Origin of the sequence: Leisingera sp. M527 (genome assembly GCF_025141525.1) — a bacterium.
Classification (GTDB): domain Bacteria; phylum Pseudomonadota; class Alphaproteobacteria; order Rhodobacterales; family Rhodobacteraceae; genus Leisingera.
This window is the reverse complement of the sequence record NZ_CP081037.1, coordinates 917,689-943,622: the sequence shown is the minus strand read 5'-3', so window position 1 is coordinate 943,622 and position 25,934 is coordinate 917,689. Positions and strand designations below refer to the sequence as shown.

Sequence of the window (25,934 nt, the reverse complement as noted above, 5' to 3'; positions counted from 1 at the left end):
GCCGGAAATTTCCCGGCCAGTGCCAAAGGGCGGGCAGAAGACCGGAACAAGAGGCTGGGCCTGATCCGGCTGGGCAAAAAGAGGCGAGCAGGCAGTGAAAAAAGCGGCAATGGCAATGCGCCATCTGGCAGCGGCAGCGGTATCCTTGGCGCTGGCGGGGGCTGTGTGCGCCGCCGAATCCCGCGGCCCTGTCACCAACCTGCCGCTGCCCCGTTATGTCTCGATGAAGGCGGCCAAGGGCAATGTGCGCCGCGGCCCTTCGCTGACCCATAAGATCGACTGGGTGTTCAAACGCCGCGGCATGCCGCTGGAGATCACCGCGGAATACGGCCACTGGCGCCGGGTTCAAGACCGCGAGGGGGCCGGCGGCTGGGTGCATTACGCGCTGCTGTCCGGCGTGCGCACGGTGCTGATCGAAGAAGACATGCTGACCGTGCACGCGCGCCCGGACTCCCGCGCGCCGGTAACCGCCGCATTTGAACTGGGCGTGGTTGCCCGCCTCGGCGACTGCGAAACCAGCTGGTGTGAAATCTCGGCCGGCGGTTACAGCGGCTGGGCGCCTAAGAAAAAACTCTGGGGCGTCGCACCGGGTGAGCTGCGCGAATAATCCCATTCTCTCGCAATGTTCATCTTTCCCCCAAATACTCCGGGGTGAATTGGGCCGCAGGCCCAAGAGGGGCAGCGCCCCTCTCCCGCCCGCCTGCGCGCAGCCGCGGCAATCCGCGCGGGGCGCAGATGCGCCAAACCATTGCACCCGCAGCAATCGTGTTCTACATGGGGGCCATACCATTGGCTGCCAGGCCGGGTTCCGCCCATTTTCAGGGCACCGCCGCGGCAGCACCGGATTACCCGAACCTGGCGCGGCCTGTCTGCGCTGACGTCACAAAAGCCTCCGAGATCGCTGAAAGGTTGTGAAACATGGCAGAAAATCAAACCCCGGACATATTGTATACCATTGTAGACGAAGCGCCCGAACTGGCCTCGGCATCGTTCTTGCCGATCATCCGCAAGTTTGCCGCAGCCGCTGGTGTCTCGGTCGGAACCAAGGATATTTCGCTTGCGGGGCGCATCATTGCAGCCTTCCCGGAAGGGCTGACCGCAGAACAGCGCCAAAGCGATGATCTGGCCGAGCTGGGCCAGCTGGTGAAAACCCCGGACGCCAATGTCATCAAACTGCCCAATGTCTCTGCCTCGGTGCCGCAGCTGGTTGCCGCTGTCACGGAACTGCAGGGCCAGGGCTATGCCATTCCGGACTACCCGGCAGAACCCGCCACAGACGCCGAAAAAGACATCCGCGCGCGCTTTGATGCGATCAAGGGCTCGGCTGTAAATCCGGTCCTGCGCGAAGGCAATTCCGACCGTCGCGCCGCCAAGGCAGTGAAGAACTTCGCCCAAAAGAACCCGCATTCGATGGGCGCATGGTCGGCAGACAGCAAGACCAAAGTGTCGTCGATGCCGGGCAATGATTTCTATGCAAACGAGAAATCCGCCACCATCACCGCCGCGCAGGCCGGGGACGCAAGAATCGAATTCACCGCCAAAGATGGCTCGGTCACCGTGCTGAAAGACGCCTGGCCGCTGGAAGACGGCACCGTGGCCGATGCGACCTTCATGTCTGCCAAGGCCCTGGCCGCCTTTCTGACGGAGGCGATCGCGGACACCAAGGCTGACGGCACGATGTTCTCGCTGCACATGAAGGCCACCATGATGAAGGTCTCCGACCCGATCATCTTCGGCCATGCTGTCAAGGCCTGGCTGGCGCCGGTGTTCGGCAAATTCGGGACTGAACTGGACGCGCTGGGTGTGAACCCGAACTCGGGTCTGGGCGACCTGCTGGCGCGGGTCAAGGACAACGCAGAGATCATGGCCGCCATCGACGCGGTCCGCGCCGAGCGCCCCGACATGTACATGGTGGACAGCGACAAGGGCATCACCAACCTGCATGTGCCGTCCGATGTGATCATCGACGCCTCGATGCCCGCAGTGATCCGCGCCGGCGGCAAGGGCTGGGATCAGAACGGCAACAAGGGCGACACCAACTGCGTGATCCCCGACCGCTGCTATGCCACGATTTATGACGAAACCATCAATTTCTTCAAAGCCAATGGCGCGCTTGACGTGACCACCGCCGGTGCCGTCGCCAACGTCGGCCTAATGGCGCAGAAGGCCGAGGAATACGGCTCCCACCCCACAACTTTTGAGGCACCCGCAGACGGCACCATCCGGGTGGTTCTGGCCAACGGCGAGACGCTGCATTCGCACGACGTTGAGGCGGGTGACATCTGGCGGGCCTGCACTGTGAAGAAGGCGCCGATCGAGAACTGGATCCAGCTGGCTATGGACCGTCAGCGGCTGACCGGTTCGGAATCGATCTTCTGGCTGGACGCAAACCGCGCCCATGACGCCGAGCTGATCAAATACGTGCAGCCTGCGCTGGAAGCCGCTGGCGTTGCGGACAAGTTCCAGACCCTGGCCCCGCGCGAGGCAACCCGCCAGAGCCTGGAGACCATTACTGCGGGCAAGGACAGCATCGCCATCACCGGCAACGTGCTGCGCGACTATCTGACCGACCTGTTCCCGATCCTGGAACTGGGCACATCGGCCAAGATGCTGTCAATCGTCAAGCTGATGCAGGGCGGCGGGCTGTTTGAGACCGGCGCCGGCGGTTCCGCCCCGAAACACGTGCAGCAGCTGGTCGAGGAAAACCACCTGCGCTGGGATTCGATGGGTGAATTCTGCGCCCTGGGGGAAAGCCTGAACTTCCTGGCCGACAACAAAGGCAACGCCAAAGCAGGTGTGCTGGGCGCCGCGGCTGAGGACGCCACCCAAGGCATTCTCGACCACAACCGCTCGCCCTCGCGCAAGGTGGGCCAGCCGGACAACCGCGACAGCCATTACTGGTTTGCCCGCTATTGGGCCGAAGCCCTGGCAGCACAGACCGAAGATGCGGATCTGGCGGCGCATTTTGCCCCCATCGCCGAAGAGCTGGGCGCCAAGGAGGAACAGATCATCAGCGAGCTGGCCGCAGCCCAAGGCCCGGCGGCAGACATCGGCGGCTACTACCGTCCGAGCGCCGCGTTGAAGGCCAAGGTGATGCGTCCCAGTGCCACACTGAACGCGATCATCGGCTGATCTTTCCGGACAGTCCGAAACAAAAAAGCGCCCGGGGAAATCCCCGGGCGCTTTTTGTTTGTCTGTGAAGGCTGCCAAGCGGGTCAGAAATCCTGCCACATATTCTTGGCCGCATTGCCGCCGGCCGCGGCAACAGGCTGCGCGGCGGGCTGCATGTCCCAGTCATCGTTGCCATGGGCGGACGGCACAGATGCCGGCGTGCTGGCCGCCTGGGCCGGAGCAGCTGCCACACGGCCGCCAGGGATTTTGAAGTGCGCCACCAGATCGGTCAGCTTGGAGGCATCGGTCTTCAGCAAATGGCCGGCGGCCGTCGCCTCTTCCACCATCGCCGCGTTCTGCTGGGTGACCTGATCCAGCTGAGTGACGCCGGTGTTGATCTCATTCAGGCCGGTGGACTGCTCCGCCGCGCCTTCTGCAATGCCGGAGACCAGCTGCGAAATATGGGTAACCTGGCTGACGATGCTTTGCAGCGCATCCCCCGCCTTGCCCACCAGATCCACACCGCGGGCCACCTGGCCGGAGCTGTCCGAGATCAGCGTCTTGATCTCCATCGCCGCGTCTGACGACCGCTGTGCCAGCGCCCGCACTTCAGACGCCACCACCGCAAAGCCGCGCCCTGCCTCGCCTGCGCGCGCCGCCTCGACACCCGCGTTCAGCGCCAGAAGGTTGGTTTGGAAGGCAATGTCGTCGATCACCGAGATGATCTGGCTGATCTTGTTGGAGCTTTCTTCGATCTCGGTCATCGCGGACACCGCGCTCTGCACCACTTCGCCGCTGGTGCGGGCCTCTTCCTTGGCCTCGTCCATGGTCGCTTCGACGCTGCGGGCGCCGTCGGCGGCGGATTTGACGCTTGCGGTCAGCTCATCCAGCGCAGCGGCGGTCTGTTCCAGCGTGGCGGCTTGGCTTTCGGTGCGGTGCGACAGGTCATCCGAAGCCTGGCTGATTTCTGCAGCACCGCTGCGGATGCTGGCGGCCGCGGCAATCACTTGCTCGACCGTGGCGCTGAGGTTCTGCGCGGTGGTGTTGAAATCCTGGCGCAGCTGCTCGTAATTCTCAGGGAAAACCTCGGTGATCTGCGCGGTCAGGTCCCCCTGCGACAGGGCTGACAGTTTGCCGCTGAGCACGGCCACGACATTGCTGCGCTTTTCATTGCGCAGCTGCTCGGCCTTCTCCAGATCTTTCTGACGGATCAGAGCCTGGCGGAACACATCGAGGCTTTGGGCAATCTCCCCCATTTCGCTGCGCGCATTGGCACAGGGGATTTCACTGCCGGTGTCGCCATCGGCCAAGGTCTGCATGCGGGACTTGAGACCGTTCAGCGGTCCGGTGACACTGCGGGTGATGAAATAGGCGGCAATAGACAGCGTCACCAGGCTGATGCCCAGAATGATCAGCGCCTCATTGCGCATCAGCGCCACGTCCGACTCGATATCCGAGACATAGGCGCCGGTGCCGACAATCCAGCCCCAGGGTTCATAGGCCTGCACATAGCCGATCTTGGCTTCGATCACGTCGGAATCAGGTTTCTTAAAGTAATATGTAAGCTCCCCTGCCCCATTAGCTGCGGCGATTTTCTCCAGCTCCTGGAACACCTTGATGCCGGTCACATCCTCGTAGGCGCCCTGATTGGTGCCATTCCAAGCGGGCACCGTCGGATGCGCCTGCACCACCAGATCATGGTCGAAGACAAAAACATAACCTGCATCGCCGAAACGCAGAGCGGTGAGCCGCTCTCGGCCGATGTCCCGGGCCTCCTGCTCGGTGAAGCGGCCGGATTTCACTCCTTCTTCCAGATCGCGCAGCAGGCTGACTGCGGTGTCTGTGACGTTGTGCAGCTCGGTATAGCGCATTTCATAGGCGTTTTTGACGGATTGTGACAGCAGCAGGAAAGTCAGCACAGCCGTCAAGCTGAGAGCCAGCGCCGCCAGCGCATAGATACGAACAGGCAGCCGGTACAGAAAATCGGGGAGTCGGAGCATTAGTGCGGAACCTTCATTACGTGCATATTGCCTGTGGGTTTAAGCTGCACTCTCTAACAATTTCCTAGCCGGATGACGCTTTCCGCCGCATTTCGCAAAGTTCATGCCGCAATGCGCCAACGATGCTCTGGGCTGTCACCCACCAGCGCCTGCCCTGCGGCTGCATCCCGGCCTCTGTTCGCGCCAAAGGTGAGGCAGCAGGCCACCGCGGCGCGGCGAGCCTTGATTTCGGAGGTGCGGATGGTTCCGGACAGTGTAGCGTCCGAAGGCCATCAGCTTGACCTTATTGGCGAATTGGCCGGGATCATGCCCTTTGGAAACGGTAGTTGCGGGAGCATTCAACCGCCGTTGCTTACCGGCACTCTCAGAAACCGTTCAAACGCATCACTACGCCCTGTGATAAAGAATTTTTCTGCCCGTTTTTCGGACACCGTGCGCGACGTTTGAATGATGCGCGGCATATTGGGCACGGATTTTGCGGGCTTTGATGAGCCTGCGCCGCACCTTGCGGGGTTCGGCAGCTTTCGCGCCTCTGCTACGCGCGCTTTCGGGCCGAGCGCCATGGCCACAATGCGTTTGACCTCATTGCGGCTCTGCACAAGCGGTACCTTCACCGGCTCCTTGAAGCGGGAATCCTCCGCGGCCGGTTTTTGCCGCCGCAGGGTACCCAGCCGCAACGGGTTCAGATGCAGTGCTCCTTTATTCCTCCACCGCTACAACTTCGAATTCCTTGACCAAGTCCTGATGGGCCACTCCGCAAAACTCCATACTCAGGAGCTGGTAGCCGCCAGGCTCCTCAAACGTATAGGTGACCCGGGTGGTGCAACCGGGGACCGCCTGCACCTGGGTCAGCAGCGTCAAGCTGCTGTCATAGATGCCCATGCCGTCGGTGACGTCCCCGGTTGCCACGTTGAAATTGACCAGCGTGCCGGCCGGGATCTCGGTGGCATCGATATCCCACCGCCACTGACCGCCGCTGACGTTCACTTCCATCGCGTTCCGGGTGCTGGCCAGTGCATACGGCCAGCAGCGCAAAAAGCCGGCGGAAACGATCACACCAAGGACCGTCTTTGCCCAGATCAGCCCTGTGCGCTTGCTGTTGGCATTCGGGCCGGGTCAATCGCCCATGCCTCCCAGCAGAAGACAGCTGAAAGCACCGCCCTCAGGACCAGCGGGATCAATGGAACAACTGGCTGCATGTGCCACTTCCCTTAATGAGTATTCTGAACGCCCATTACTGGGAGGCGGCGGTACGCCTCAACAAAACACGCCTTTCCAATGCATATTAATTATGGGAAGAACACTTATGCAGATATTAAAGTTCTCAGATTACGCCCTGCGCATCCTGATCCACCTCGCCACGCATGAGGAAGGATTGATGTCGACCCGCGAGATCGCGGCTATGCAGAAACTGCCTTTCAATCACTTGGCCAAGATTTCTCAATGGCTGACCCATGAGGCCTATGTGGACTCAGTGCGAGGCCGGAACGGAGGCATGCTTTTAGCACTGCTGAGAGACGCAGGCTGGCCCCTCTCGGCGGTGTAAACACCGCCTGCCGGCATCGGGTGAACGATAAACGTGTCGAACGTCTATGGCGGCGAGAGGGGCTGAAGGTTCCAATGAAGCAACCCAAGAAGGGACGGCTCTGGCTCAACGACGGATCATGTGTCCGGCTGCGGCCGGAGTATCGCAATCACGTTTGGTCCTACGACTTCGTGCATCACCGGACAGATGATAGCAGGGCGTTCAGGACATTGAACATCCTGGACGAACACAGCCGGGAGTGTCTTGCGATCCGGGTGAAGCGAAAGCTGAACTCGACCGAGGTCATCGACGCGCTGACGGACCTGTTCATATTGCGTGGTGTCCCAGCGTGTATCCGATCTGACAACGGCCCAGAGTTCATCGCGGAGGCTGTCAGGGGTTGGATCAAAGCTGTCGGGGCCAAAACTGCGTTCATTGAACCAGGGTCACCTTGGGAGAATGGCTATTGCGAAAGCTTCAACGGGCGAATGCGCGACGAGTTGCTGAACGGGGAAGTTTTCTACTCGCTGCGTGAGGCGCAAATTATCATCGAAAGCTGGAGGAAACACTACAATACCAAAAGACCCCACAGTGCTCTGGGCTACCACCCACCGGCTCCAGAGGCCATCGTCTCGATGGACCAAAGGCCAACCATGCACTGACTTCAAATTTGGACCACTCAAGTTGGGCTGCTCACCCGCATCTCTCAACTCGCCAAAATGGCCGGCTTGTGCGGGATTGGGTGGCAGAGATTGGGCTGGAACCCAGTGGATACGGCACCCATTCGCAGCGCAGAACCAAAGCAGCGGAGATATACCGGAAAACCGGAAATCTCAAGGCGGTTCAACTATTGCTCGGACACACAAAGGTTAACAGGACTGTCAGATACCTTGGTGTCGAACTTGAAGATGCGCTGAGCATCGCCGAGCAAATCGACATTTGAATCACGTTGGCGGGCGGCACGTGCCGTTCGCCAATCCGGACCGGACCTGCGTTCGCGCCGCAGCAGCGGGCCGGGTCGAGCCGGTTTTACCAAATGCTGCGCAGCGCATTAACTGGTGCGAAGCACGCGAAGCCGACGTTGCCCGCAGTAAGATCGGCACTATTTCCTGATTGCCGCCTACCTCAATCCTGCAGTGCGGCCCGGCGAAGCTCCAGTTCATTTCAGACGCTGCATCTATGCTGCACGACCATGATTAACAGCTTCATCTCTCGCAGCTACCGGACACTCTCAATCCAGAAATACCGCACGGCGCGAGTTATCAGGCGGAGGCATGTCTGACCGGCGCGACATTGGTGATGGCCATGTTCCTTGGATGGCAACCGGGTTGCCAATACCCACTGCGGGGGACTGTGCCCGGAAGACAACCTGGAAGAAGCTGGGACCCAGCAATGAAAACCCCGCCACATTCAGGAGAGCCCAGATGAGTGTTCCCGAACCGCAGACCGCATGGGCACAGGACCGCGCCCATCTTCTGCACCCCTACACGGATTTTGCCGCCTTTGCCGAAGAGGGCAGCCATGTCATCGAGCGTGCCCAGGGCATGCATGTCATCGATACCGAGGGCAACCGGCTGCTGGACGGCATTGCCGGGCTGTGGTGCGTGAACATCGGCCATGGCCGCGAGGAGATGGCCGAGACCATCGCCAAACAGGTAATGGACATGCAGTATTACAACCCGTTCGGGCACAGCACCAATGTGCCGGCGGCCCAGCTGGGCGCCAAGCTGGCGGAGCTGGCGCCGGGGGATCTGAACCACATCTATTACACTTGCGGCGGCTCCACCGCCAATGATGCCGCGGTCCGGCTGGTCCACTATTACTTTGACATGAAGGGCCAGCACCGGAAGAAAAAGATCATCTCCCGGCAGAACGGTTATCACGGCGCAACCTATGTGGCGGCCTCGCTCACCGGCATCCATGGCACCAAATACGGCTTCGACCGGATTGGTGAGGAGTTCATCAGCCACGTTTCCGAAGCCAATCTCTATGCCAAGCCGGAGGGCTGGAGCGATGCGGACTATTGCGACCACTTGGTGCGCGAGTTCGAAGCCCGCATTCAGCAGCTGGGCCCTGACAATGTGGCCGCTTTCATCGCCGAACCGATCATGGGCGCCGGCGGTGTGCTGGTTGCGCCCGCGGGCTACCACAAACGCATGTATGAAGTCTGCAAGCACCACGGCATGCTCTATATCGCTGATGAGGTGGTCACCGGTTTTGGCCGCCTGGGGGAGTGGTTCACCTCGGAAACGCTGTATGGCTATACGCCGGACATCCTGGTCTGCGCCAAGGGGCTGACCTCGGGTTATATCCCGCTGGGGGCAACGCTGATCTCGGATGAAATTTACGGCACCATCGCCAAGCCGCAGTGCGAGGGCGGGGTGTTCTCGATGGGGCTGACCTATTTCGGGCATCCCGTGGCCTGCGCCGCGGCGCTCAAGAATATCGAGATCATCGAGCGCGAAGGCATTCTGGATCATGTGCGGACCGTTGGCCGCTATTTTCAGGAAAGCGCCCAGTCATTGCTCAACCTGCCGATTGTGGGCGATGTGCGCGGCAGCCATCTGATGCTGGGCATCGATCTGGTTGCCGACAAGGCAAGCAAGGCCCCGCTCGATCTGTCCGAGCAAGCAGCCGGTAAGGTGTTCAAGGGCTGCATGGAGCGTGGCGTCATCGTGCGCCCGGTTGGCGACCGGCTCGTCCTGTCGCCGCCGCTGATCATCAGCAAGGAGCAATGCGATGAGCTGATCGGGGCCGTTGCCGGCTCAATTCAGGATTTCATCGCCAGTCAGGAGTGAATGCATGCGACAGATAGCGCTTGCTGCAACCCAGATGGCCTGCAGCTGGGATATCGACGAAAACATCGCCAAGGCTGAGGCGCTGGTGACCAATGCCGCCGAAGCAGGGGCCCAGGTTATCCTGCTGCAGGAGCTGTTCGAAACACCCTATTTCTGTCTCGAACAGTCACTAGACCACCTGCAGCTCGCCCGGCCGCTCGAGCAAAGCCGGGTGGTGTCGCATTTTGCGTTGCTGGCCCGGAAACTCGGCGTGGTGCTGCCTATCTCCTATTACGAGGAGGCAGGGCTGGCGCGCTACAACTCGCTGGCCATCGCCGATGCTGACGGGACGATCCTGACCAACTACCGCAAGACCCACATCCCGCAGGCACCGGGGTACGAGGAGAAGTTCTATTTCTCGCCGGGCGACAGCGGCTTTCAGGTGGTTGAAACCCGCTTTGGCCGGATCGGCTGCGGCATCTGCTGGGACCAGTGGTTTCCGGAAACCGCCCGCTGCCTGGCGCTGCAGGGGGCTGAGGTGCTGCTGTTCCCGACCGCCATCGGCACCGAACCGAAGAACCCCGAATTGGACAGCAGCGGCCATTGGCGGCGCACGATGCAGGGCCACGCCGCGGCAAACATGATCCCGGTGGTGGCATCCAACCGCGTGGGCACCGAACAGGAGGGCGAAACAGCCGGCGTCTTTTACGGCACCTCTTTCATCGCGGGCCACACCGGCGAGATCCTGGCGGAGGCCGGCCGCGAGGAGGAAACCTTCATCACGGCAACCGCCGACCTGGATGCCGCCGCGCGTTACCGCAGCGCCTGGGGGGTGTTCCGGGACCGCAGGCCGCATATGTACGGCACCCTGCGCACCTTGGACGGCAAAACAGGAACTATGCGATGACAAAATTGCTGACGATCCGGGTGATTGAACAAAGCGACCGCGTAAGCTGGGACCGGCTGTGGAGCGGCTATCTTACTTTTTACAAGGCTACGCTGCCGGCGGCCATATATGACAGCAGCTTTGCCAGGCTGCTGTCGGCGGATGCGCGGGAGTACCGCGGCCTGATTGCCGAACTGAATGGCGAAGCCGTTGGTCTCGCCCATTATTTGCTGCACCGCGACATGTGGTCGGTGGAGGACACCTGCTACCTGCAGGACTTGTTTGTCGATCCGCAGGCGCGTGGAGCCGGCGCCGGGCGGGCTTTGATCGATGAAGTGGCAAGGCGGGCCAAAGCCGAAGGTGCTTCTGACCTCTACTGGCACACGCAGGAATTCAATCACACTGCACGCAGACTCTACGATCAGGTGGCCACGCTGACGCCTTTCGTGAAATACGACAAGCCCCTCTCCCGCAACTGAAAAAGGGGCCAAGCAATTGGCCCCTTCTTTTTTGCTCTCAAACCGCGGGCACCTGCTGGGTGATACAATGCACCCCGCCGCCGCCACCGCCGATCATACGGCCTGAAACGCCCACGACGCGCCGGCCCGGGAAGGCCTCGCGCAGGATAGCGAGCGGCTGGTCATCCTCGCCTTTCCTGCCGGACACCGGAACGATGACAGCGCCATTGCAGATGTAAAAGTTCATGTGAACAACGTCATAGCTGGTCAGCGGGATCTCAATAATCTCGAAGCGCCGCCCGCGGATGTCGGTTTCCTGCTGCAGGATGTGCTTGGCATCCTGAGTGATCCGGTAGTTAGGGTCGGAGCGGTCATCGGTGGTATGCAGCAGCACGACGCCCGGCGCGGCAAAGGCTGCCATGCCGTCGACATGCCCGTCGGTGATCGGGTCCGGGGTGAGGCCGCGGGGCAGCCAGATCACCTTCTGCACGCCCAGACCGGCTTTAAGCTCAGCTTCCACCTGGGCTTTGCTCCAGCCAGGATTACGGTTCTTGTGCAGCAGGCATTCCTCGGTGGTCAGCAGGGTGCCCTGGCCGTCCACCGCCACTGCGCCGCCTTCCAGCACCAGATCGGACGTGTACATCGGCAGGCCCAGATGTGCCGCAAACCGGCCTTTGGCCAGCGTGTCGTGTTTGTAGGGCGGGAACTTGCGGCCCCAGCCGTTGAAAGTGTAGCCGGTGATCCGGCGCGCGCCTTGCGCGTTCTGCACAATCATCGGCCCGCTGTCGCGCGACCAGGCATCGTTCAGCGGCATTTCTATCAGGGTAATTTCCGAGGACAGCAGCTTCTTTGCCGCCGCCATGTCGCGCCGCCGTACTGCCATGGTGACGGGCTCATACTCCGCAAGGGTATTGGCCACGTCCGCCCATTCCTTGCGGGCTGCGTTCAGCTGGTTCGGGTACCAGTTCTGCGGCGGTGGGAATTGCATCAGCGTGCGTTCATGCCGGACCCATTCGGCGGGGAAGGCAAAGCCGTCTGCGGCAGCGCTGCCGGGAATGATTTCGGCCCCGGTCTTGGCGTAGTTCACGGACCGGGCGGCGGCGGCAGGGCCTGCTGTCAGCGCGCCAGAGAGCGCCGCCGCCCCGGAGGCGAGAAAGTTGCGTCGGTTCATATCGGGATTTCCTATTTTAAATGCCGGCTTCGGACGCGCCGAGTGACGGATCGAGGTGGTCTCGCAAGCTGTCGCCCAGCAGGTTGAAGCCGATTGCAACCAGGGCAATTGCGCCACCGGGGAACACCGCCAGCCACCAAGAGGCCGGCTGGTGAGTGAGGCTGTCAAAGATCATCGCGCCCCATTCCGGCGTTGGCGGCTGCGCACCCAGCCCAAGGAACGACAGTCCGGATGCCGCCAGGATCACAAATCCGACGTCAGTTGTGGCCTGGACGATCACCAAGGGCCAGACCATCGGCAGCAGGTCCGAGAAGATCAGCCGCAGGTGCGAGGCGCCCATGCAGCGAGCGGCGGCAATGAACTCCTGCTCTTTCAGCGACAGGATGCGGCTGCGGATCAAGCGGGCGTACCAGGGCCAGAACACTGCTGACAGGGCAATGGTGGTCGACAGCATCCCGCCGCCAAAGCTGGCGGCAATTGCCGCCGCCAGGATCAGCGCAGGGAATGCCAGGAAAAGGTCGATCACCCGCATCAGGATCTCATCCGCCAGCCCGCCGGCATAGCCCGCAATCAGCCCGAAGCTGGTGCCGATCACCGCGGCAACCGTCAGCACGGCAAAGGACACCGACAGCGAGATCCAGGACCCGGCCACCACCCGCGACAGCATGTCCCGGCCGATCTTGTCGGTGCCCATCCAATGCTCCGCCGAGGGCGGATCAAGCCGCGCCCGGATGTTCATCTTCAGCGGATCAAAGGCGGTGATATGCGTGTCCATCACATAGGCGCCAAAGGCCAGGATCGAAATCGTCACAACCAGGGTGACGGTTGCCACCGCCAGAGCAGCCTGGCCCGATGAACCGGCAAAACCGGCAACCGGGCGGATGATGCGGCCCAGGGTTTTTGGCAGGCGGGTGCGTGACGGGGGCAAGGAGGTTTCGGCGCTCATGTCAGATCCACCCGCGGGTCGAGGAAAGAATAGCTTAGATCAACCAGGAAGTTGATCAGGGTATAGGCCATCGACACCACCAGGGTGATGGCCATGATGGCGTTATAGTCGGAGGCGGAGATGGCATTGGCGGTGTAGCGGCCCAGCCCCGGCCAGTCGAAAATCAGCTCGATGAACACGGCGCCGGAAATCAGCAGCCCGGTGTTCAGCCCGAAGATGGTGACGATCGGCAGCAGCGCATTGCCAAGCGCATGTTTGAAATAGACCCGGACCGGCGAAATCCCCTTGGCGCGCGCAGTGCGGATGAAATCCTGCGACAGCACCTCCAGAAGCGAGGTCCGCACCACCCGGATGGTGATCGCCATCGACGGGATCGCCAGCACAGCAACAGGCAGGATCATATGGTGCAGCGCGTCGGTGAACAGGTCGAACCGGCCCGCAATCAGGCTGTCGATGGTCATGAAGCCGGTGACAAACTCGGGCGCTGCAATCCCGGTGCCAAGCCGCCCGCCAAAGGGCACCAGCCCCAGGGTGGCAAAGAAGATCATCTGAAAGACCAGCGCAATCCAGAAGTCGGGCACCGACAGGCCCAGAACCGCCACGCTGCGCACGCCGGCATCCGCGGGCCGGCCGCTTTTGACCGCGGCCATAGTGCCCAGCAGCACCCCCAGCACCAATGAGATCAGCCCCGCCGCAATGACGAGTTCCAGCGTTGCAGGGAAAAAGGCCTGGATGTCCTCGGAGATCGGCCGCCGGGTAACAACCGAGCGCCCGAAATCGCCGTTCAGGACATTGCCCACATAGGCCGCGAATTGCGTGGTGACCGGGTCATCCAGGCCAAGCCGCTCGCGCACCGCGGCCACCGCCTCGGCATCGGCACGGGCGCCGGCGATCAGGCGCGCGGGATCGCCCGGCAGCAGCCGGGCGAGCGCAAAGGTCATCAGCACAACACCTGTCATCAGTACCAGGGTGGCTGCCGTACGCCTGAGAATGAAACGCAGCATTCAGACACCCCTCATGACGTGCGCGACAGGTTGTACATATCGAGCGTCGCCACATAGACCGGGTTGTTCTCCACCCCGGCAATGTCGCTGCGCGATACAAATTGCGACCGCTCCTGCAGAATGGGCAGCCAGGCCGGGTCTTCATTTGTCAGGATCTCGGCAAGGCGCCGGAACTTGGCGGTCATCTCCTCATCTATCACCTGGTTGCGCAGTTCATCGATCAACGCCGTCGCCTCGTCATTGGCATAGCGCCCGGTGTTGCCGTCAAAGGTCGCCGCATCGCCGCTGAACAGCCCCCAGGCAAAGCTGTAGGGATGATCCACATTCGGCCACCAGGAGAAATAGAACAGGTCCGGGCGCTCCTCGGCGCTGCCCTCACCAAAGAATACGTCGAGATAAGCGGAGAAGGACATTTCCTGCAGTTTTAGGCTGATGCCGATCTCGGACAGCCAGGCTTGCAGCAATTGGCCTTCGATGTCCCCGAAACCGGAGTAATAGGCCATTGTCAGCTCGGTGCCTCCGGCAATCCCGGCCTCACCCAGCAGCGCGCGGGCCTTGTCCAGGTCAAACGGCAGCAGCCGGTCCTGGCCGTCCATGCCCTGCATCAGCGATGGAAACACCGAGGTAGGTTTGTCAGCGGTGCCCAGCGCCACTTCCTTGATATAGGTGTTATGGTCAAAGGCGTGGCAGAGCGCCTGGCGGGCGCGCGGGTCGGCCAGTTTTCCATCGGTGGCAAAGGCCACATATTGCACGGTGAAGGTCGGTGTATCGCTTACCGCAAACCGCGGATCATCGCGCAGCACCACCATATCCTCGGGTTCCATTGCCAGGGTCATATCGGCTTCGCCGGTTTCCAGCAGCTGGCGGCGGGTGGCGGAGACCGGAATGGTCTTGGTGATCACCCGGTTGAAATGCGGATGGTCCCAGCCGCCGCGGAAATCTGTATTGGCGGCAAAGGTTGCATCCTGACCGGGGTTGAGGCTTTCCAGCATGTAAGGACCGGTGCCCACCGGATTGGTCTGCAGGTATTGCGACCCCATGTCATCATCGCCCTTGGAATGCGCCTCGGCCGCGGTGGGGCTGGCGATCCAGAAGCCGTATTGCGAGGACACCTGACGGTCGAAGAACGGGCGCGGCTCGCCCAGGTCAAAGCGGATGGTTTTGGCATCCACCACCACGATCTGGCTGTCCGGGTCATCCAACTGCCAGGTGCCGGCCAGCCCGGCGGGATGCAGCACCAGACGGGTGACCGCTTTTTTCACCGCTGCGGCATCGCAGGGAGTGCCATCGTGGAACATCACCCGCTCGGCCAGGGTAAAGGTCCAGCTGCTGGCGTCTTCGCTGGCCTCCCAGGAGGTCGCCAGCGCCGGCGCCGCCTTCAGCGTATCGGTGCCGTCCAGCACGGTCAGCGTTTCATAGACCGGGCGCAGCCCATAGGCCCATTCGATATTGGTCGCCGGGTCTAGGTTTTCGACCGTTGCATCCACCAGCACCACCAGGGCATTGGGATCGCGGGCGCCAAGGCTGGGCGGACTCGCAGAACCGGCAGCCCAGGCCACCGTACCCGGCGCCGCCGCCAACGCGGCAAAGGCACAGCTGCCGGCCAGAAAGGACCGGCGCGGCAGATGGAATTGCGGTGTGTTCGGGCGTTTGCGCGGATGGCTCATGTTAAGCTCCCTATGTTGTCAGGAAATCTGCGCCTCGGCCAATCAGGGAGCCGCTTACCGTTTCCTTGCTCTTAAACTCCCAAAATAGGGCTGTTCCTGTCGATACCACCTATGGGGCACAGCCACCTGAAGCGGATGGGCTATAGTAATTTGCAATGCCCCGGTTCTCTCTGTGTGCCGGGGGACACCCTGGCAAAAAAGGATGTTGCGCGCGCCATGGCACTATTGGACGTCACGGATCTGAAAGTAAGCATCAAGGCAGGCGATCGGACGGCAGCAATTGTCGCCCCCCTTTCATTGCGCCTTGCAAGGGGCAAATGCCTGGGCATTGTGGGTGAAAGCGGCTCCGGCAAAAGCACTGCGGCGATGGCCATTATGGGGCTGCTGGCAGGTGGGCCTTTGCAGGTCTCCGGGCAGATCCTTTTCGATGGCGCCGATCTGGCACAGCTCTCCGCAGCGGAGTTCCGCAAACTGCAGGGCACCGGCATTGCGATGATCTTCCAGGACCCGATGAGCAGCCTGAACCCGGTGATGCGGATCGGCGATCAGATTGTGGAATGCCTGCAGGCGCACCGGCGCCTGACCAGAGCCGAGGCCCGCCGCAAGGCCATCGAGGCGCTGGCACGGGTCGGAATGTCGGACCCCGAAGGCATGATGGCCCGCTATCCGCATCAGTTGAGCGGCGGCCAGCGCCAGCGCGTCATGATCGCCATGGCCATTGTATTCGAGCCCAAGCTGCTGATCGCAGACGAGCCGACCACCGCGCTTGACCTGACGATCCAGGCGCAGATCCTGCAGCTCCTCAAACAACTCTCACAGGATCTGAACATGGCGCTGGTGCTGATCACCCACGATCTGGGGGTGGTCGCCGGAATGGCCGATGAGGTGATCGTGCTTTATTCGGGGCGCGGCGTGGAGCGCGGACCCACCGCTGAGGTACTGGAACACCCGCAGCATCCCTATACGCAGGGATTGCTGGGGGCGCATCCGTCAATGGACGGCGAGCACGCCCGGCTGACGCCCATTCCAGGAACCCCGCCGGTGATCTGGCAGCGGCCCTCGGGCTGCGCTTTCCGCGACCGCTGCCCGGCAGCATTTGACACCTGCGCCCTGGTTGAACCGCAACCCGTTGCAATGCCGCAGCAGGCGCATAAGGTCGCCTGCCTGCTGCACGCCAACCCTTCGCAGGCAAAGGAAACCGCATGAGGCCGACACCGTCCCCCGCGCTTGAGATCAGCAATCTTGCCGTCGAATTCCGTACCTCCGGCAGCCGGGCGCTGTTTGAGAAACCCGTAACTTTCAAGGCGCTCAGCGATGTAACCCTGGAGATCCGGCAGGGCGAGGTGCTGGGCCTGATTGGTGAATCCGGCAGCGGCAAGACCACGCTGGGCAAGGCCATCGTCGGCCTCACCGGAACCTCTGCAGGCGGCATTCAAGTCAACGGGCAGCATATTGATCCTTCCTGTTCACCGGAGCGGCTCACTCTCGCGCGGCGGGTTCAGATGGTGTTCCAGGATCCCTATGCCTCGCTGCATCCTAGAAAGACCATCGGACGCATTCTGTCGGAACCGTTCAGGATCCAGAAAACCGCCTCGGGCCCTGAGCTCCAGTCCCGCGTCAGGGCGCTGCTGCGGCGCGTCGGGCTGAGCCCGGACCATGCGGCGCGCTATCCCCAGCAGTTCAGCGGTGGTCAGCGCCAGCGCATCGCCATCGCAAGGGCGATTGCCAATGATCCGCCGGTGATCATCGCAGACGAGCCAGTCAGTGCCCTGGATGTATCGGTGCAGGCGCAGATCCTGAATCTGCTGAACGATTTGCGCGCCGAACAGAACATGGCGATGCTGTTTATCAGCCATGATTTGTCGGTGGTGCGGCACCTGTGCCAGCGTATTGCAGTGATGTATCTGGGCCGGATTGTCGAGATCGGTCCAACAAAGCAGATGACCGCCGCCCCTGCGCATCCCTATACAACGGCCCTGTTGTCGGCGGCGCCGCGGGTCAAGGCCAGGAACCGGGCGCAGGCCGCGCCGATCGTGCTGTCCGGAGACGTCCCGTCGCATGCCGCCATCCCCGCCGGCTGCCCCTTCCACACCCGCTGCTGGTTGTATGAGCAGAAGGGCTGCCCGGCCCGCTGCCGGACCGAAATGCCGCAGCTGGACAAGCGGGCGGGTGGACGCCAGTCGGCCTGCTTTTTCCCGGATGAGGCGGCCAGACCGGCACCGCCCCCTGCGGCAGCCTGCCGCTAACTGCCGCCGGTTTCCGCCAGCATCCAATCCCATAACACCCGGACCGCAGTGCGCTTCAGATTGCGTTCCAGCGTCACAAGGCGGTATTGGCCGCCGCCGCGCAGGCTGACAGGACTTAGCACCTGCAGCTTGCCCGCGCGCACCAGCGGCTGCGCCAGCGTCCTGTCACACAGGCACATCCCCAGCCCGCGCGTGGCGGCATCAACTGCCAGCGCGGTATCGGAGAAGTTCAGCCCCTTGGCGCAATCCGCCCGCTCCAGTCCGACGGCCAGGAACCAGTTCTGCCAGTCATCGGGGTGTTCGTCATGGATCAGGGGGGCCTCACCCATGCGGTTCTGAAAATCCGCCGCCAGACCGGGGCCCGCCAGCGCAATGCGTTCCTCGCGCAAGAAAGGCGCCGCGGCAAAGCCTTCGCCGGCCGGCGCCTCTGTTGTCAGCGTGATGTCAAATTCGGATTCGGTGAGATCGACGTCGTGGCTGCCTGTATAAAGCCAAGGGTCCACATCGGGATGGCTGCCGCGCAACCGCGTCAGCCGGGGCGCCAGCCAGAGCGTCCCGAAAGCAGGCGGCATGTGGATGACCACCGAACCGGGCTTGGAATAGGCGTCCAGCCGCCGTACCCCCAGCCGCACCGTCTCCAGCGCCTCCTGGGCAGAGACCATCAGGTCGCGGCCGGCGTCTGTCAGTTCCACCCGCCGGCTGATGCGCAGGAACAGCGGCTGCTGCAGATGAGTCTCCAGCGTCCGGATCTGATGCGACACTGCCGATTGCGTCATGTTCAGCTCTTCCGCTGCCAGCGAGAAGCTGCCGAGCCGGGCCGCAGCTTCGAACCCGATCAGGGCGCCCAGCGGCGGTAAGGGGCGATAGGGGTTATTCATTAAAATCTCTCATCCTAACCCGTAGAATTCCGCGTTTGTGCATTACATATGCTCACATTTAGACTGTTCGGACAACATTTCCTGCATGATGGAGCCCTCCATGTCCGACCAGCAAACACCAAAATCCGCGGGCTTCCGCATGCCCGCTGAATGGGCGCCGCACCAGCGCACCTGGATGATGTGGCCGACGCGGGAAGGGTTCTGGCCCGATATGGAAGAGACCCGCCGCAACTACGCCACCGTGGCCCGCGCCATCCGCGAATTCGAACCGCTGACCATGCTGGTCCGCCCCGAAGATGCGGCGGAAGCAAAGTCGCTGCTGGGGTCTGATATCGATGTCCTTACCAGCCCGATCGACGATAGCTGGGCGCGCGATGCCGGACCCTGTTTTCTGACCGATGGCAAGGGTGGCCGCGCCGGCGTGTCCTTTGGCTTCAACGCCTGGGGCGGCAAATACCAGCCGTTTGATGGCGATAATGCCGCTGCGGATGCGATTCTGAACGCCGCCGGTGTGCCTATCTTCCACTCCGGCCTGATCGCCGAAGGCGGCGGCGTCTCTGTCGATGGCGAAGGCACCATCCTGACCACCGCGAGCTGCTTTCCCAATGCCAACCGCAATCCCGGCTGGAACCGCGACCGCATCGAGGAAGAGCTGAAAGCCATGCTCGGCGGCGACAAGGTGATCTGGCTGCCCGGCAACGTGGAAGAAACCGAAACCGACGGCCATGTCGACGGCATCGCAACCTTTGTCGCGCCGGGCGTGGTGCTGATCGAGGCGGAAGGCCCGGCAGATCACGACTGGCACGCTATCAATCTGGCCAATATCAGCGCGATGGAAGACCAGACCGACGCCAAGGGCCGCAGCCTCAGGCTGGTGAAGATCCCCGATGCCGCCAGCGCGGTCTCGGAGGACCCGCGGTTCTGCCGCTCCTACGTCAATTCCTACATCTGCAACGGCGGTGTGGTGATGCCGGAGTATGGAATCCGCGAAGACGGGCTGGTGCGCGAAACCTTCGAAGAACTCTTCCCCGGCCGCCGCGTGGCGCAAGTGCCAATCCCTGCCATCGCCATTGGCGGCGGCGGCATCCATTGTATTACCCAGCAGGAGCCCGCAGCATGAACATGCTTACCTCAACAGACCTGACCGCAGCCCTTGCCAGCGGCAAAAGCCCCGGAGAACTGGGCTTTGTCATGCCGATCGAAACTGCGCATCATACCGCCTGCTGGATGGCCTGGCCTTGGGACGGCCACGAAGACAACTGGGGCAGCGGCCTGGCTGCCGCGCAGGAGAACTTTGTGCGGGTCGCAACTGCGATCTTAAGGTTTGAGCCGGTCCGGGTGGCCGCGCACCCCGATCACGCAATCTTTGCGCGCCGTCTGCTGCCGGATAAAGTTGATGTGGTGCCGCTGGCGCAGAATGACCACTGGTTCCGCGACACCGGCCCGCTGTTCGTGACGGATGGCAACGGGCGGACCATCGGATCCAATCTGATTTTCAACTGCTGGGGCGAAAAGTTTCCGGACTACGAGCTTGATGCAGGCATCGGTGCCGCACTGGTACGCCACCTCAACCTGCCGCTGTTCCAGTCCCCCTTGACCGGCGAAGGCGGCGGCTTGCATGTGGACGGCCGCGGCACCGTCATCACGACGGAGACCTGCTTTCTCAATCCCAACCGTAATCCGGGCATGACCAAGGCGGATGTGGAACGCGAACTGTTCCATACCATCGGCGCCCGCAAGGTCATCTGGCTGCCGGGCGACGAGGAGGAATGGATCACCGACGGCCATATCGACGGCATGCTGACCTTCACAGCGCCGGGCAAGCTGCTGTTCGAACGCAACCCGGACCCGGCAAACCCGCGCTACAGGGTCTGTGAGGAAAACCTGAAAGCCCTGCGCGGCCAGACCGATGCCGATGGCCGGGAGATCGAGATCGGGCTGATCGACGAGGCCTATATGGTCGAACCCGAAACCGACACGACGGCCCTGTCTTATGTGAACGCCTATATCGCAAACGGCGGCGTGGTGGTCCCATCGTTCGGAACGCCCACTGATGCGGCAGCGCAGGAAATCTTCGCCAAGGCTTTCCCCAACCGCGAGATCCTGGCGGTGGATATGCGCGGGATCTGCCATGCCGGCGGCGGCATCCACTGCATGACACAGCAGCAGCCGGCCTAGATGCCAACAGGTGGTCAAGAATTTTCTGATATGAACGTTGGGAAACACGATGTTTGACGCAAGGACGATGATGCAAAGCTCCAACAGAACTGGTGAGTCAGGCTGCCTTGCAGGCCTAGCCCGGGCCATCGAGCTTGCCGGGCAGGACGGATTCCTGGCCGCCCTCGCAGACCTGTGCCAATCGGCATCAGGATATGACAGCACCTTCATTGCAGCCTTTTTCCCGGATCACCCGCCGATGGAGCTGTTCGACAACCTGTCGGATGAATACAGCGCTGCGACGATCAAGCCCTATCTGGATTTCGCCTATTTCCTCGACCCATTTTACAATCTGTTCCAGCAGGGGATCGGGGACCGCGTGGTCACGCTTGGCGAATGCGCACCTGATGATTTCATGTCGTCAGAATACTACCAGACCTTCTATGCAGACACCGGTCTGTTTGACGAAACCAGCGTGTTCGTCGCCTTCGGGAACGGCGCTGCCGCGGTGATCTCGCTGGGCAGCAGGGAGGAAGGCTTCCAGTTTGGTCCGGATCAAAGGGCCGCGCTTGCCGGGCTGCTGCCCTGCATTGCGGCGCTGTGCCGCCGCCATTGGCCTGCGCTGGACCCCAATTCTCTGTCCGGCAGCGGCCGCATGGGGCTGCATCTGAAAAAGTCCTTTGACCGGTTCGCCACCTCGATGCTGAGCGGGCGTGAGGTCGAAATCGTGCAGCTGATCCTGAAGGGGCATTCCTCGAAGTCGATTGCACGCGAGCTGGGCAACAGCCCGGAAACGGTCAAGGTCCACCGCAAGCGCATTCACAACAAACTGGGTATCACCTCGCAGGGCGAACTTTTCTCGCTGTTTCTTGAGGCATTGACCCGGGCACCAGCCAATGCAACCGGTGACCCGCTCAGCTACCTCGACAGGCCGGTGAGCGGGCAGCTCTGAGTTCATTCAGCGAACAGCCCCGCGTCATCAAAGACCGCTTCGCCCTGCAGCAGGGTCGCCTCAATGGCAACGCTGCTGATCTGGTTGGTCGGGATCTTCAGGATGTCTTTACTGAGCACCGCCAGATCCGCGAATTTGCCAACCTCGATGGAGCCGGTCCGGTCCGCGTGGCGCAGGGCAATGGCCGGGTTGATCGTCATCGCTGCGATGGCCGTGGCGACATCGGGCAGGCCGTTGTGCCTGCGGCTGACCGCCGTTTCGATCTTGATCAGCGGATTCAGCTCATCCGCGTCCCAGTCACTTGACAGCGTAACTGTCGCTCCGGCTTCCAGCAGTGCCCCGGCAGGCAGCAGCCGATCGGTGCGGTCGCCGATGAACTCAGCCATGAAGGCCTTGTAGCCCTTGGCGACCGCGCTGGGTGCCAGCTGCAAATCGGCAATGACGCCAAGCTCGGCAAAGCGGGGGTAATCGGCGGGGTCGGCAAGGTAAAGATGGGTCAGCCGATGCGGTCCAGATTCCGGCGCGGCCTGGGCAATCGCGTCCAGCGCCAGCCGCGCGCCGTAATCCCCGGTCACATGGAAATGCAGCTGAAAGCCAGTTGCGGCAAGTTCCCGCGCGGCGCGCATCAGTTCGTCTTTCTCGAAATAGAGATACCCGTATTCCTCGCCGTCCTGCAGGTCCAGCCCTGCTTCATAAGGTTCCAGCAAGGCGCCTGTGGCCTGACTCAGGATGCCGTCGACATAGATCTTGGCGACGTTGAAGCGCACCAGCCGGTCCGGGTCGTTGTGGTAGAGGGTCTTGATCTCCGCGATTTGTGCGTCCAATGGCCGGTCGGGATAGATGTAAAAGGCGTTCGAGGCCCGCAGGGGCAGCTCACCCGCTTCCTCGGCCCAATCCCACACTTTGTGGTGGCCCTGCGGCCAATATCCGCCTGCATCACTGATCGAAGTGATCCCGTTGGCATTCAGTTCTGCTGCCGCGTTCAGCAGGCCGTCATAGGCAAAGTCCAAGTTCTCCTGAGTTGGCGGGAAGGCAAGTGTGCGCAGGTTGTGCGGTGCGTTTTCCAGCACCACCCCGTTGGGCCGCCCATCATCCCCGCGCAGGATGATATTGCCGTTGGCCGCATCCTCGGCCGTGTCATATCCCGCTGCCTGCAGCGCCAGGGAATTGACCCAGGCGCCATGGCCGATGTCGTCGAGGATCATCACCGGGCGGTCCGGCGAGATTTCGTCAAGCACCGTAACCGGGTTGCTGTGCAATTCCAGCAGGTTGACCATATTCACACCGGCCCCCAGCACCCAGGCGCCGGTCTCGCCGTTTTCGGCGCAGTCCCGTACCGTGGCCTTGTAGCCCGCAAGCGTGTCGAAGGCTTCGAACGGGCAGAGAACCGCATTCACCCCGGCCTCCACCGCATGCAGGTGGATGTCCTGGAACCCCGGCAGCACCATGCGCCCGCCCAGGTCCACAATCTCCGAGTCTTCACCTGCGGCAGCCAGTACCTCAGCCTCGCTGCCAACGGCGGTAATGATGCCGTCTTCATCAATGGCAAGCGCCTCGGCCCAGCTGCGCGCCTCATCCACCGTGTAAATGGCAGCGTTGGTCAGCACCAGCCTGTCCGCATTTGCGGCACCGCCTGCCAAAAGCGCCCACCCCGCCGCAACCGCGCAGAGATGTTTCATGTCGCACCTTTCTGTTTCTTTATTTTGTCAAACACATACCGGGGATAGGTGGACTTTGCATCCCGTGCGGCACCGGCGCAGACTGAGACCGTGGCATAGGGCTGCTCCTCGGTGGTCACCGCGAGAAGTTCCCCGTCCGGATCCACCGCCAGGGAACGCCCCTCAAAGCAAAACTTCCTGCCGGATAGGCGAAATTCGAAGACAGGACATAACAGCCGGTCCGCACCGCCAAGGCACGGGCGCCGGAGACCCAGATATCGCTGCCCAGATCCGGCGTTGCGCGGGGCACCAGAAGCACTTCTGCCCCCGCTTGCGACAGGCGGCAGCCATGCGCCGGGTCCCAAGCTCGGTGCAGATGGCAAAACCGATCCGCAGCCCGTTCCAATCCAGCGGCGCCGTTTGCTGCGCACCCGCTCCATACCAGCGGCTCTCCCAGTAACCGTCTTCCTCCGGCAGGGCCGCTTTCTCGTGCCGCACGTCGGCGAACCGGCTGTCCTGCCACAGGAAAGCACGGTTTCTGGGCTGGCCGCCTGCATTCAGGACCGGCCGTGATCCCGCCAAACCCGTTCCCAGCTGCTCACCCAGTTCATCCAGACCGCTCTCGTGGTCATGGACAGACTGGTCCCACAGCGCCGCGTCACGTTCCGGACTGATGGCCAGCCAAGCGCTCAGCGGCATTTCCGGCAGCAGCACAAGTTCGCTCTGCTCTGCCGCCGCATGGGCGGCCAATGCGTCCGCTTGCGCCGCCCTTGCCTGCGGCCGCGGATCCCAATCGGCAATGGTGATCCTCATGCCGTGCCCCCCGCCAATGCCCGCACACCCGCTGCCTGCAGCGCAACATCCAGCAGCACGTTTGCGCCGGCCTCGACATGCTCCGGTGCCGTGTATTCCCGCGCGTTGTGGCTAATGCCATCACGGCAGGGCACAAAGATCATCGTTGCGGGTGCCAGCTTGGCAAGATGGAACGCATCATGCCCGGCTCCGGAGACCATATCCCGGGAGGGATAGCCCCGCGCTGCAGCGCCGGTTCGCACCGCCTCAATCAATTGCGCATCGAATGACACCGCGGGCGAGTGCCAGATCTGCTCAAGACGAATATCCACGCCCTCGGCCGCGGTATTCAATCGTGCAATACCCTCGGCCAACGCGCTATGCATGTGCTCCAGCGCGGCCTCGCCGGGATGGCGCAAATCGACCGACAGGCAAACCTGACCTGGCACTACATTGATCGAACCCGGCAGCGTTTCGATTTTTCCGATGGTCGCGCGGGCATCGGCATCCGCCAGGCCGCTCCGGTAAACAAGCTCCGTCACTGCTGCCAGATGCCGCACCGGATCGCGCCGCATCGCCATGGGCATCGGACCTGCGTGGGTCTCTTCGCCGCTCAGTGTAAGGGTATACCAGCGGATTGCCTGTCCGCCGGTGACGACGCCGATGGTCTTCTCCTCCTGTTCAAGGACCGGCCCCTGCTCGATATGCAGTTCCAGATAGCTGCCGGTGGCGCGGTTTCCCGGTTCCATACCGTTATCGTAGCCAAACCGTTTGAGTTCCCGCGCAACCGGGATGCCGGATGCGTCGGTCGCCGCCAGTGCCTCTGCAAGGGGATGCACACCGCAATGAACGCCCGAGCCCATCATGGCGGGCTGAAACCGGGCGCCTTCCTCGTTGGTCCACACGGCGACTTCTACCGGCGTCTCTGTTGCAATGCCGAGATCTTCAAGCGTTTCCAGCACTTCCAATCCGGCCAGCACCCCCAGCACGCCGTCGAACCGGCCGCCATTGGGCTGCGTGTCCAGATGGCTGCCGATGACAACCGGAGGCGCTGCCGGGTTCCGGCCCGCACGGCGGACGAACAGGTTGCCGATCTTGTCAAAGACCGGTGCAAAGCCGCGGTTTTTGCACCATGCAAGAAACAGCTCGCGGCCGTCCTCATCATCCTGGCTGAGCGACAGCCGGTGCGAACCGCCGTTTGTTGTGGAACCGATTTCGGCCATGTCCATTAGCCGGGACCAAAGCCGGGTTCCGTCTACCGAGTAACCTGTCATCGAACGCTCCTTCAAAACCTCGCGAAGTACCCGCATGATCCCCGCCGCGGCAGCTTCCCGGTAGTCCCCCATCTGTGGGACTGGAAAACCGCCCCCGGTATCGTGGTGCTTCAGGTGCCGCTTTTGGCAGTCCTCTTCAGGCTAACAGCGATTGCACGCGCAGGTGGCATCGCAGGCCGATTGGCACTGGACATACGGGTTGTCCGGAAACTGTGCCGTAGTGAAGGATAACGGGTGACTTTGGTTGACCGGAAAATGTTTCACCTCCGAGAACTGCTTATTGTCGCTGTTGGAGACCACTGGGGTGTCCCTTCAAAGGGGCTGCAATGAACGTGAAGTCCCCTCAACCACGACCTGCTCCCGCCGGGCTGGTCCGTGTAGCGGCCGCAGGCGGAACAATAGAGCGCGATGTTCCCCCGAATGCGGGTTTGG

General features: G+C 62.2%; 22 protein-coding genes and 2 pseudogenes. 13 read left to right on the top strand and 11 right to left on the bottom strand.

Going from position 1 to position 25,934, the window contains the following annotated elements:
- Window positions 1-109: 109 nt before the first annotated feature.
- Both K3555_RS04765 and K3555_RS04760 read left to right on the top strand, forming a co-directional pair.
- Window positions 110-607 carry an SH3 domain-containing protein gene (locus K3555_RS04765; protein ID WP_259994441.1) on the top strand — a complete coding sequence of 166 codons (498 nt, stop codon included), beginning with the start codon at window positions 110-112 and terminating at the stop codon, window positions 605-607.
- A 311-nt stretch (window positions 608-918) separates the two neighbouring features.
- A complete protein-coding gene (locus K3555_RS04760) occupies window positions 919-3,132 on the top strand; it encodes an NADP-dependent isocitrate dehydrogenase (RefSeq protein ID WP_260007589.1) in 2,214 nt (737 codons plus the stop codon).
- A gap of 83 nt (window positions 3,133-3,215) precedes the next feature.
- Here K3555_RS04760 and K3555_RS04755 read toward each other — a convergent pair whose 3' ends face one another.
- The 3 genes from K3555_RS04755 to K3555_RS04745 all read right to left on the bottom strand — a co-directional run bounded on the left by K3555_RS04755 (window position 3,216) and on the right by K3555_RS04745 (window position 6,167).
- Window positions 3,216-5,111, bottom strand: a complete 1,896-nt coding sequence (locus tag K3555_RS04755; protein WP_260007588.1) for a methyl-accepting chemotaxis protein — start codon at window positions 5,109-5,111, stop codon at window positions 3,216-3,218.
- 338 nt (window positions 5,112-5,449) lie between these two features.
- Window positions 5,450-5,788 carry a hypothetical protein gene (locus K3555_RS04750; RefSeq protein ID WP_260007587.1) on the bottom strand — a complete coding sequence of 113 codons (339 nt, stop codon included), beginning with the start codon at window positions 5,786-5,788 and terminating at the stop codon, window positions 5,450-5,452.
- A gap of 22 nt (window positions 5,789-5,810) precedes the next feature.
- Window positions 5,811-6,167 (bottom strand): cytochrome C oxidase subunit I, encoded by a 357-nt coding sequence (locus K3555_RS04745; RefSeq protein ID WP_260007586.1) that lies wholly within the window; start codon window positions 6,165-6,167, stop codon window positions 5,811-5,813.
- Between the two features lie 124 nt (window positions 6,168-6,291).
- Here K3555_RS04745 and K3555_RS04740 point away from each other — a divergent pair, with 124 nt between their 5' ends.
- The 6 genes and pseudogenes from K3555_RS04740 to K3555_RS04715 all read left to right on the top strand — a co-directional run bounded on the left by K3555_RS04740 (window position 6,292) and on the right by K3555_RS04715 (window position 10,778).
- A complete protein-coding gene (locus K3555_RS04740; protein ID WP_260007585.1) occupies window positions 6,292-6,657 on the top strand; it encodes an Rrf2 family transcriptional regulator in 366 nt (121 codons plus the stop codon).
- 20 nt (window positions 6,658-6,677) lie between these two features.
- Window positions 6,678-7,298: pseudogene (locus K3555_RS04735) on the top strand (IS3 family transposase); the annotation flags it as partial.
- A 35-nt stretch (window positions 7,299-7,333) separates the two neighbouring features.
- Window positions 7,334-7,579: pseudogene (locus K3555_RS04730) on the top strand (tyrosine-type recombinase/integrase); the annotation flags it as partial.
- Window positions 7,580-8,060: 481 nt separating this feature from the next.
- The gene (locus K3555_RS04725; protein WP_260007584.1) at window positions 8,061-9,434 is read left to right on the top strand and encodes an aminotransferase; all 1,374 of its coding nucleotides are present in this window, start codon (window positions 8,061-8,063) and stop codon (window positions 9,432-9,434) included.
- A 4-nt stretch (window positions 9,435-9,438) separates the two neighbouring features.
- Entirely contained in the window at window positions 9,439-10,320 is an 882-nt protein-coding gene (aguB, locus tag K3555_RS04720) for an N-carbamoylputrescine amidase (RefSeq protein WP_260007583.1), read from the top strand.
- A complete protein-coding gene (locus K3555_RS04715; RefSeq protein WP_260007582.1) occupies window positions 10,317-10,778 on the top strand; it encodes a GNAT family N-acetyltransferase in 462 nt (153 codons plus the stop codon). The genes aguB and K3555_RS04715 overlap by 4 nt, the downstream gene beginning before the upstream one ends.
- A gap of 37 nt (window positions 10,779-10,815) precedes the next feature.
- Here K3555_RS04715 and K3555_RS04710 read toward each other — a convergent pair whose 3' ends face one another.
- The 4 genes from K3555_RS04710 to K3555_RS04695 are packed head-to-tail and all read right to left on the bottom strand — an operon-like array spanning window position 10,816 to window position 15,545.
- Window positions 10,816-11,928 (bottom strand): agmatine/peptidylarginine deiminase, encoded by a 1,113-nt coding sequence (locus K3555_RS04710; protein WP_260007581.1) that lies wholly within the window; start codon window positions 11,926-11,928, stop codon window positions 10,816-10,818.
- A gap of 16 nt (window positions 11,929-11,944) precedes the next feature.
- On the bottom strand, window positions 11,945-12,874 hold the full coding sequence (locus K3555_RS04705; RefSeq protein WP_260007580.1) for an ABC transporter permease: 930 nt from the start codon (window positions 12,872-12,874) through the stop codon (window positions 11,945-11,947).
- A complete protein-coding gene (locus K3555_RS04700; RefSeq protein ID WP_260007579.1) occupies window positions 12,871-13,878 on the bottom strand; it encodes an ABC transporter permease in 1,008 nt (335 codons plus the stop codon). The genes K3555_RS04705 and K3555_RS04700 overlap by 4 nt, the downstream gene beginning before the upstream one ends.
- 11 nt (window positions 13,879-13,889) lie before the next feature.
- A complete protein-coding gene (locus tag K3555_RS04695) occupies window positions 13,890-15,545 on the bottom strand; it encodes an ABC transporter substrate-binding protein (RefSeq protein WP_260007578.1) in 1,656 nt (551 codons plus the stop codon).
- 216 nt (window positions 15,546-15,761) lie between these two features.
- Between K3555_RS04695 and K3555_RS04690 the strand changes: the two genes are divergently transcribed.
- Both K3555_RS04690 and K3555_RS04685 read left to right on the top strand, forming a co-directional pair.
- Complete coding sequence (locus K3555_RS04690; RefSeq protein ID WP_260007577.1) at window positions 15,762-16,751, top strand: ABC transporter ATP-binding protein; 990 nt, start codon at window positions 15,762-15,764, stop codon at window positions 16,749-16,751.
- Window positions 16,748-17,791, top strand: a complete 1,044-nt coding sequence (locus K3555_RS04685) for an ABC transporter ATP-binding protein (RefSeq protein ID WP_260007576.1) — start codon at window positions 16,748-16,750, stop codon at window positions 17,789-17,791. Before K3555_RS04690 ends, K3555_RS04685 begins: the two co-directional genes overlap by 4 nt.
- Here K3555_RS04685 and K3555_RS04680 read toward each other — a convergent pair.
- On the bottom strand, window positions 17,788-18,669 hold the full coding sequence (locus K3555_RS04680; protein ID WP_260007575.1) for a LysR substrate-binding domain-containing protein: 882 nt from the start codon (window positions 18,667-18,669) through the stop codon (window positions 17,788-17,790). The two genes, K3555_RS04685 and K3555_RS04680, sit on opposite strands and share 4 nt — an antisense overlap.
- A 100-nt stretch (window positions 18,670-18,769) precedes the next feature.
- On the opposite strand from K3555_RS04680, the gene K3555_RS04675 reads away from it, so the two are divergent.
- The 3 genes from K3555_RS04675 to K3555_RS04665 are packed head-to-tail and all read left to right on the top strand — an operon-like array spanning window position 18,770 to window position 21,778.
- On the top strand, window positions 18,770-19,789 hold the full coding sequence (locus tag K3555_RS04675; RefSeq protein WP_260007574.1) for an agmatine/peptidylarginine deiminase: 1,020 nt from the start codon (window positions 18,770-18,772) through the stop codon (window positions 19,787-19,789).
- Entirely contained in the window at window positions 19,786-20,847 is a 1,062-nt protein-coding gene (locus tag K3555_RS04670) for an agmatine/peptidylarginine deiminase (RefSeq protein WP_260007573.1), read from the top strand. The genes K3555_RS04675 and K3555_RS04670 overlap by 4 nt, the downstream gene beginning before the upstream one ends.
- Before the next feature lie 49 nt (window positions 20,848-20,896).
- Window positions 20,897-21,778, top strand: coding sequence for a response regulator transcription factor (locus K3555_RS04665; protein WP_260007572.1), 882 nt, complete (start codon window positions 20,897-20,899; stop codon window positions 21,776-21,778).
- A gap of 2 nt (window positions 21,779-21,780) precedes the next feature.
- Here K3555_RS04665 and K3555_RS04660 read toward each other — a convergent pair whose 3' ends face one another.
- The 3 genes from K3555_RS04660 to K3555_RS04650 form a co-directional block, all read right to left on the bottom strand.
- Window positions 21,781-23,457 carry an amidohydrolase gene (locus K3555_RS04660; protein ID WP_260007571.1) on the bottom strand — a complete coding sequence of 559 codons (1,677 nt, stop codon included), beginning with the start codon at window positions 23,455-23,457 and terminating at the stop codon, window positions 21,781-21,783.
- Between the two features lie 162 nt (window positions 23,458-23,619).
- Window positions 23,620-24,249 carry a nitrilase-related carbon-nitrogen hydrolase gene (locus K3555_RS04655; RefSeq protein ID WP_260007570.1) on the bottom strand — a complete coding sequence of 210 codons (630 nt, stop codon included), beginning with the start codon at window positions 24,247-24,249 and terminating at the stop codon, window positions 23,620-23,622.
- Window positions 24,246-25,502, bottom strand: a complete 1,257-nt coding sequence (locus K3555_RS04650) for a Zn-dependent hydrolase (RefSeq protein WP_260007569.1) — start codon at window positions 25,500-25,502, stop codon at window positions 24,246-24,248. Before K3555_RS04650 ends, K3555_RS04655 begins: the two co-directional genes overlap by 4 nt.
- Window positions 25,503-25,934: the final 432 nt, after the last annotated feature.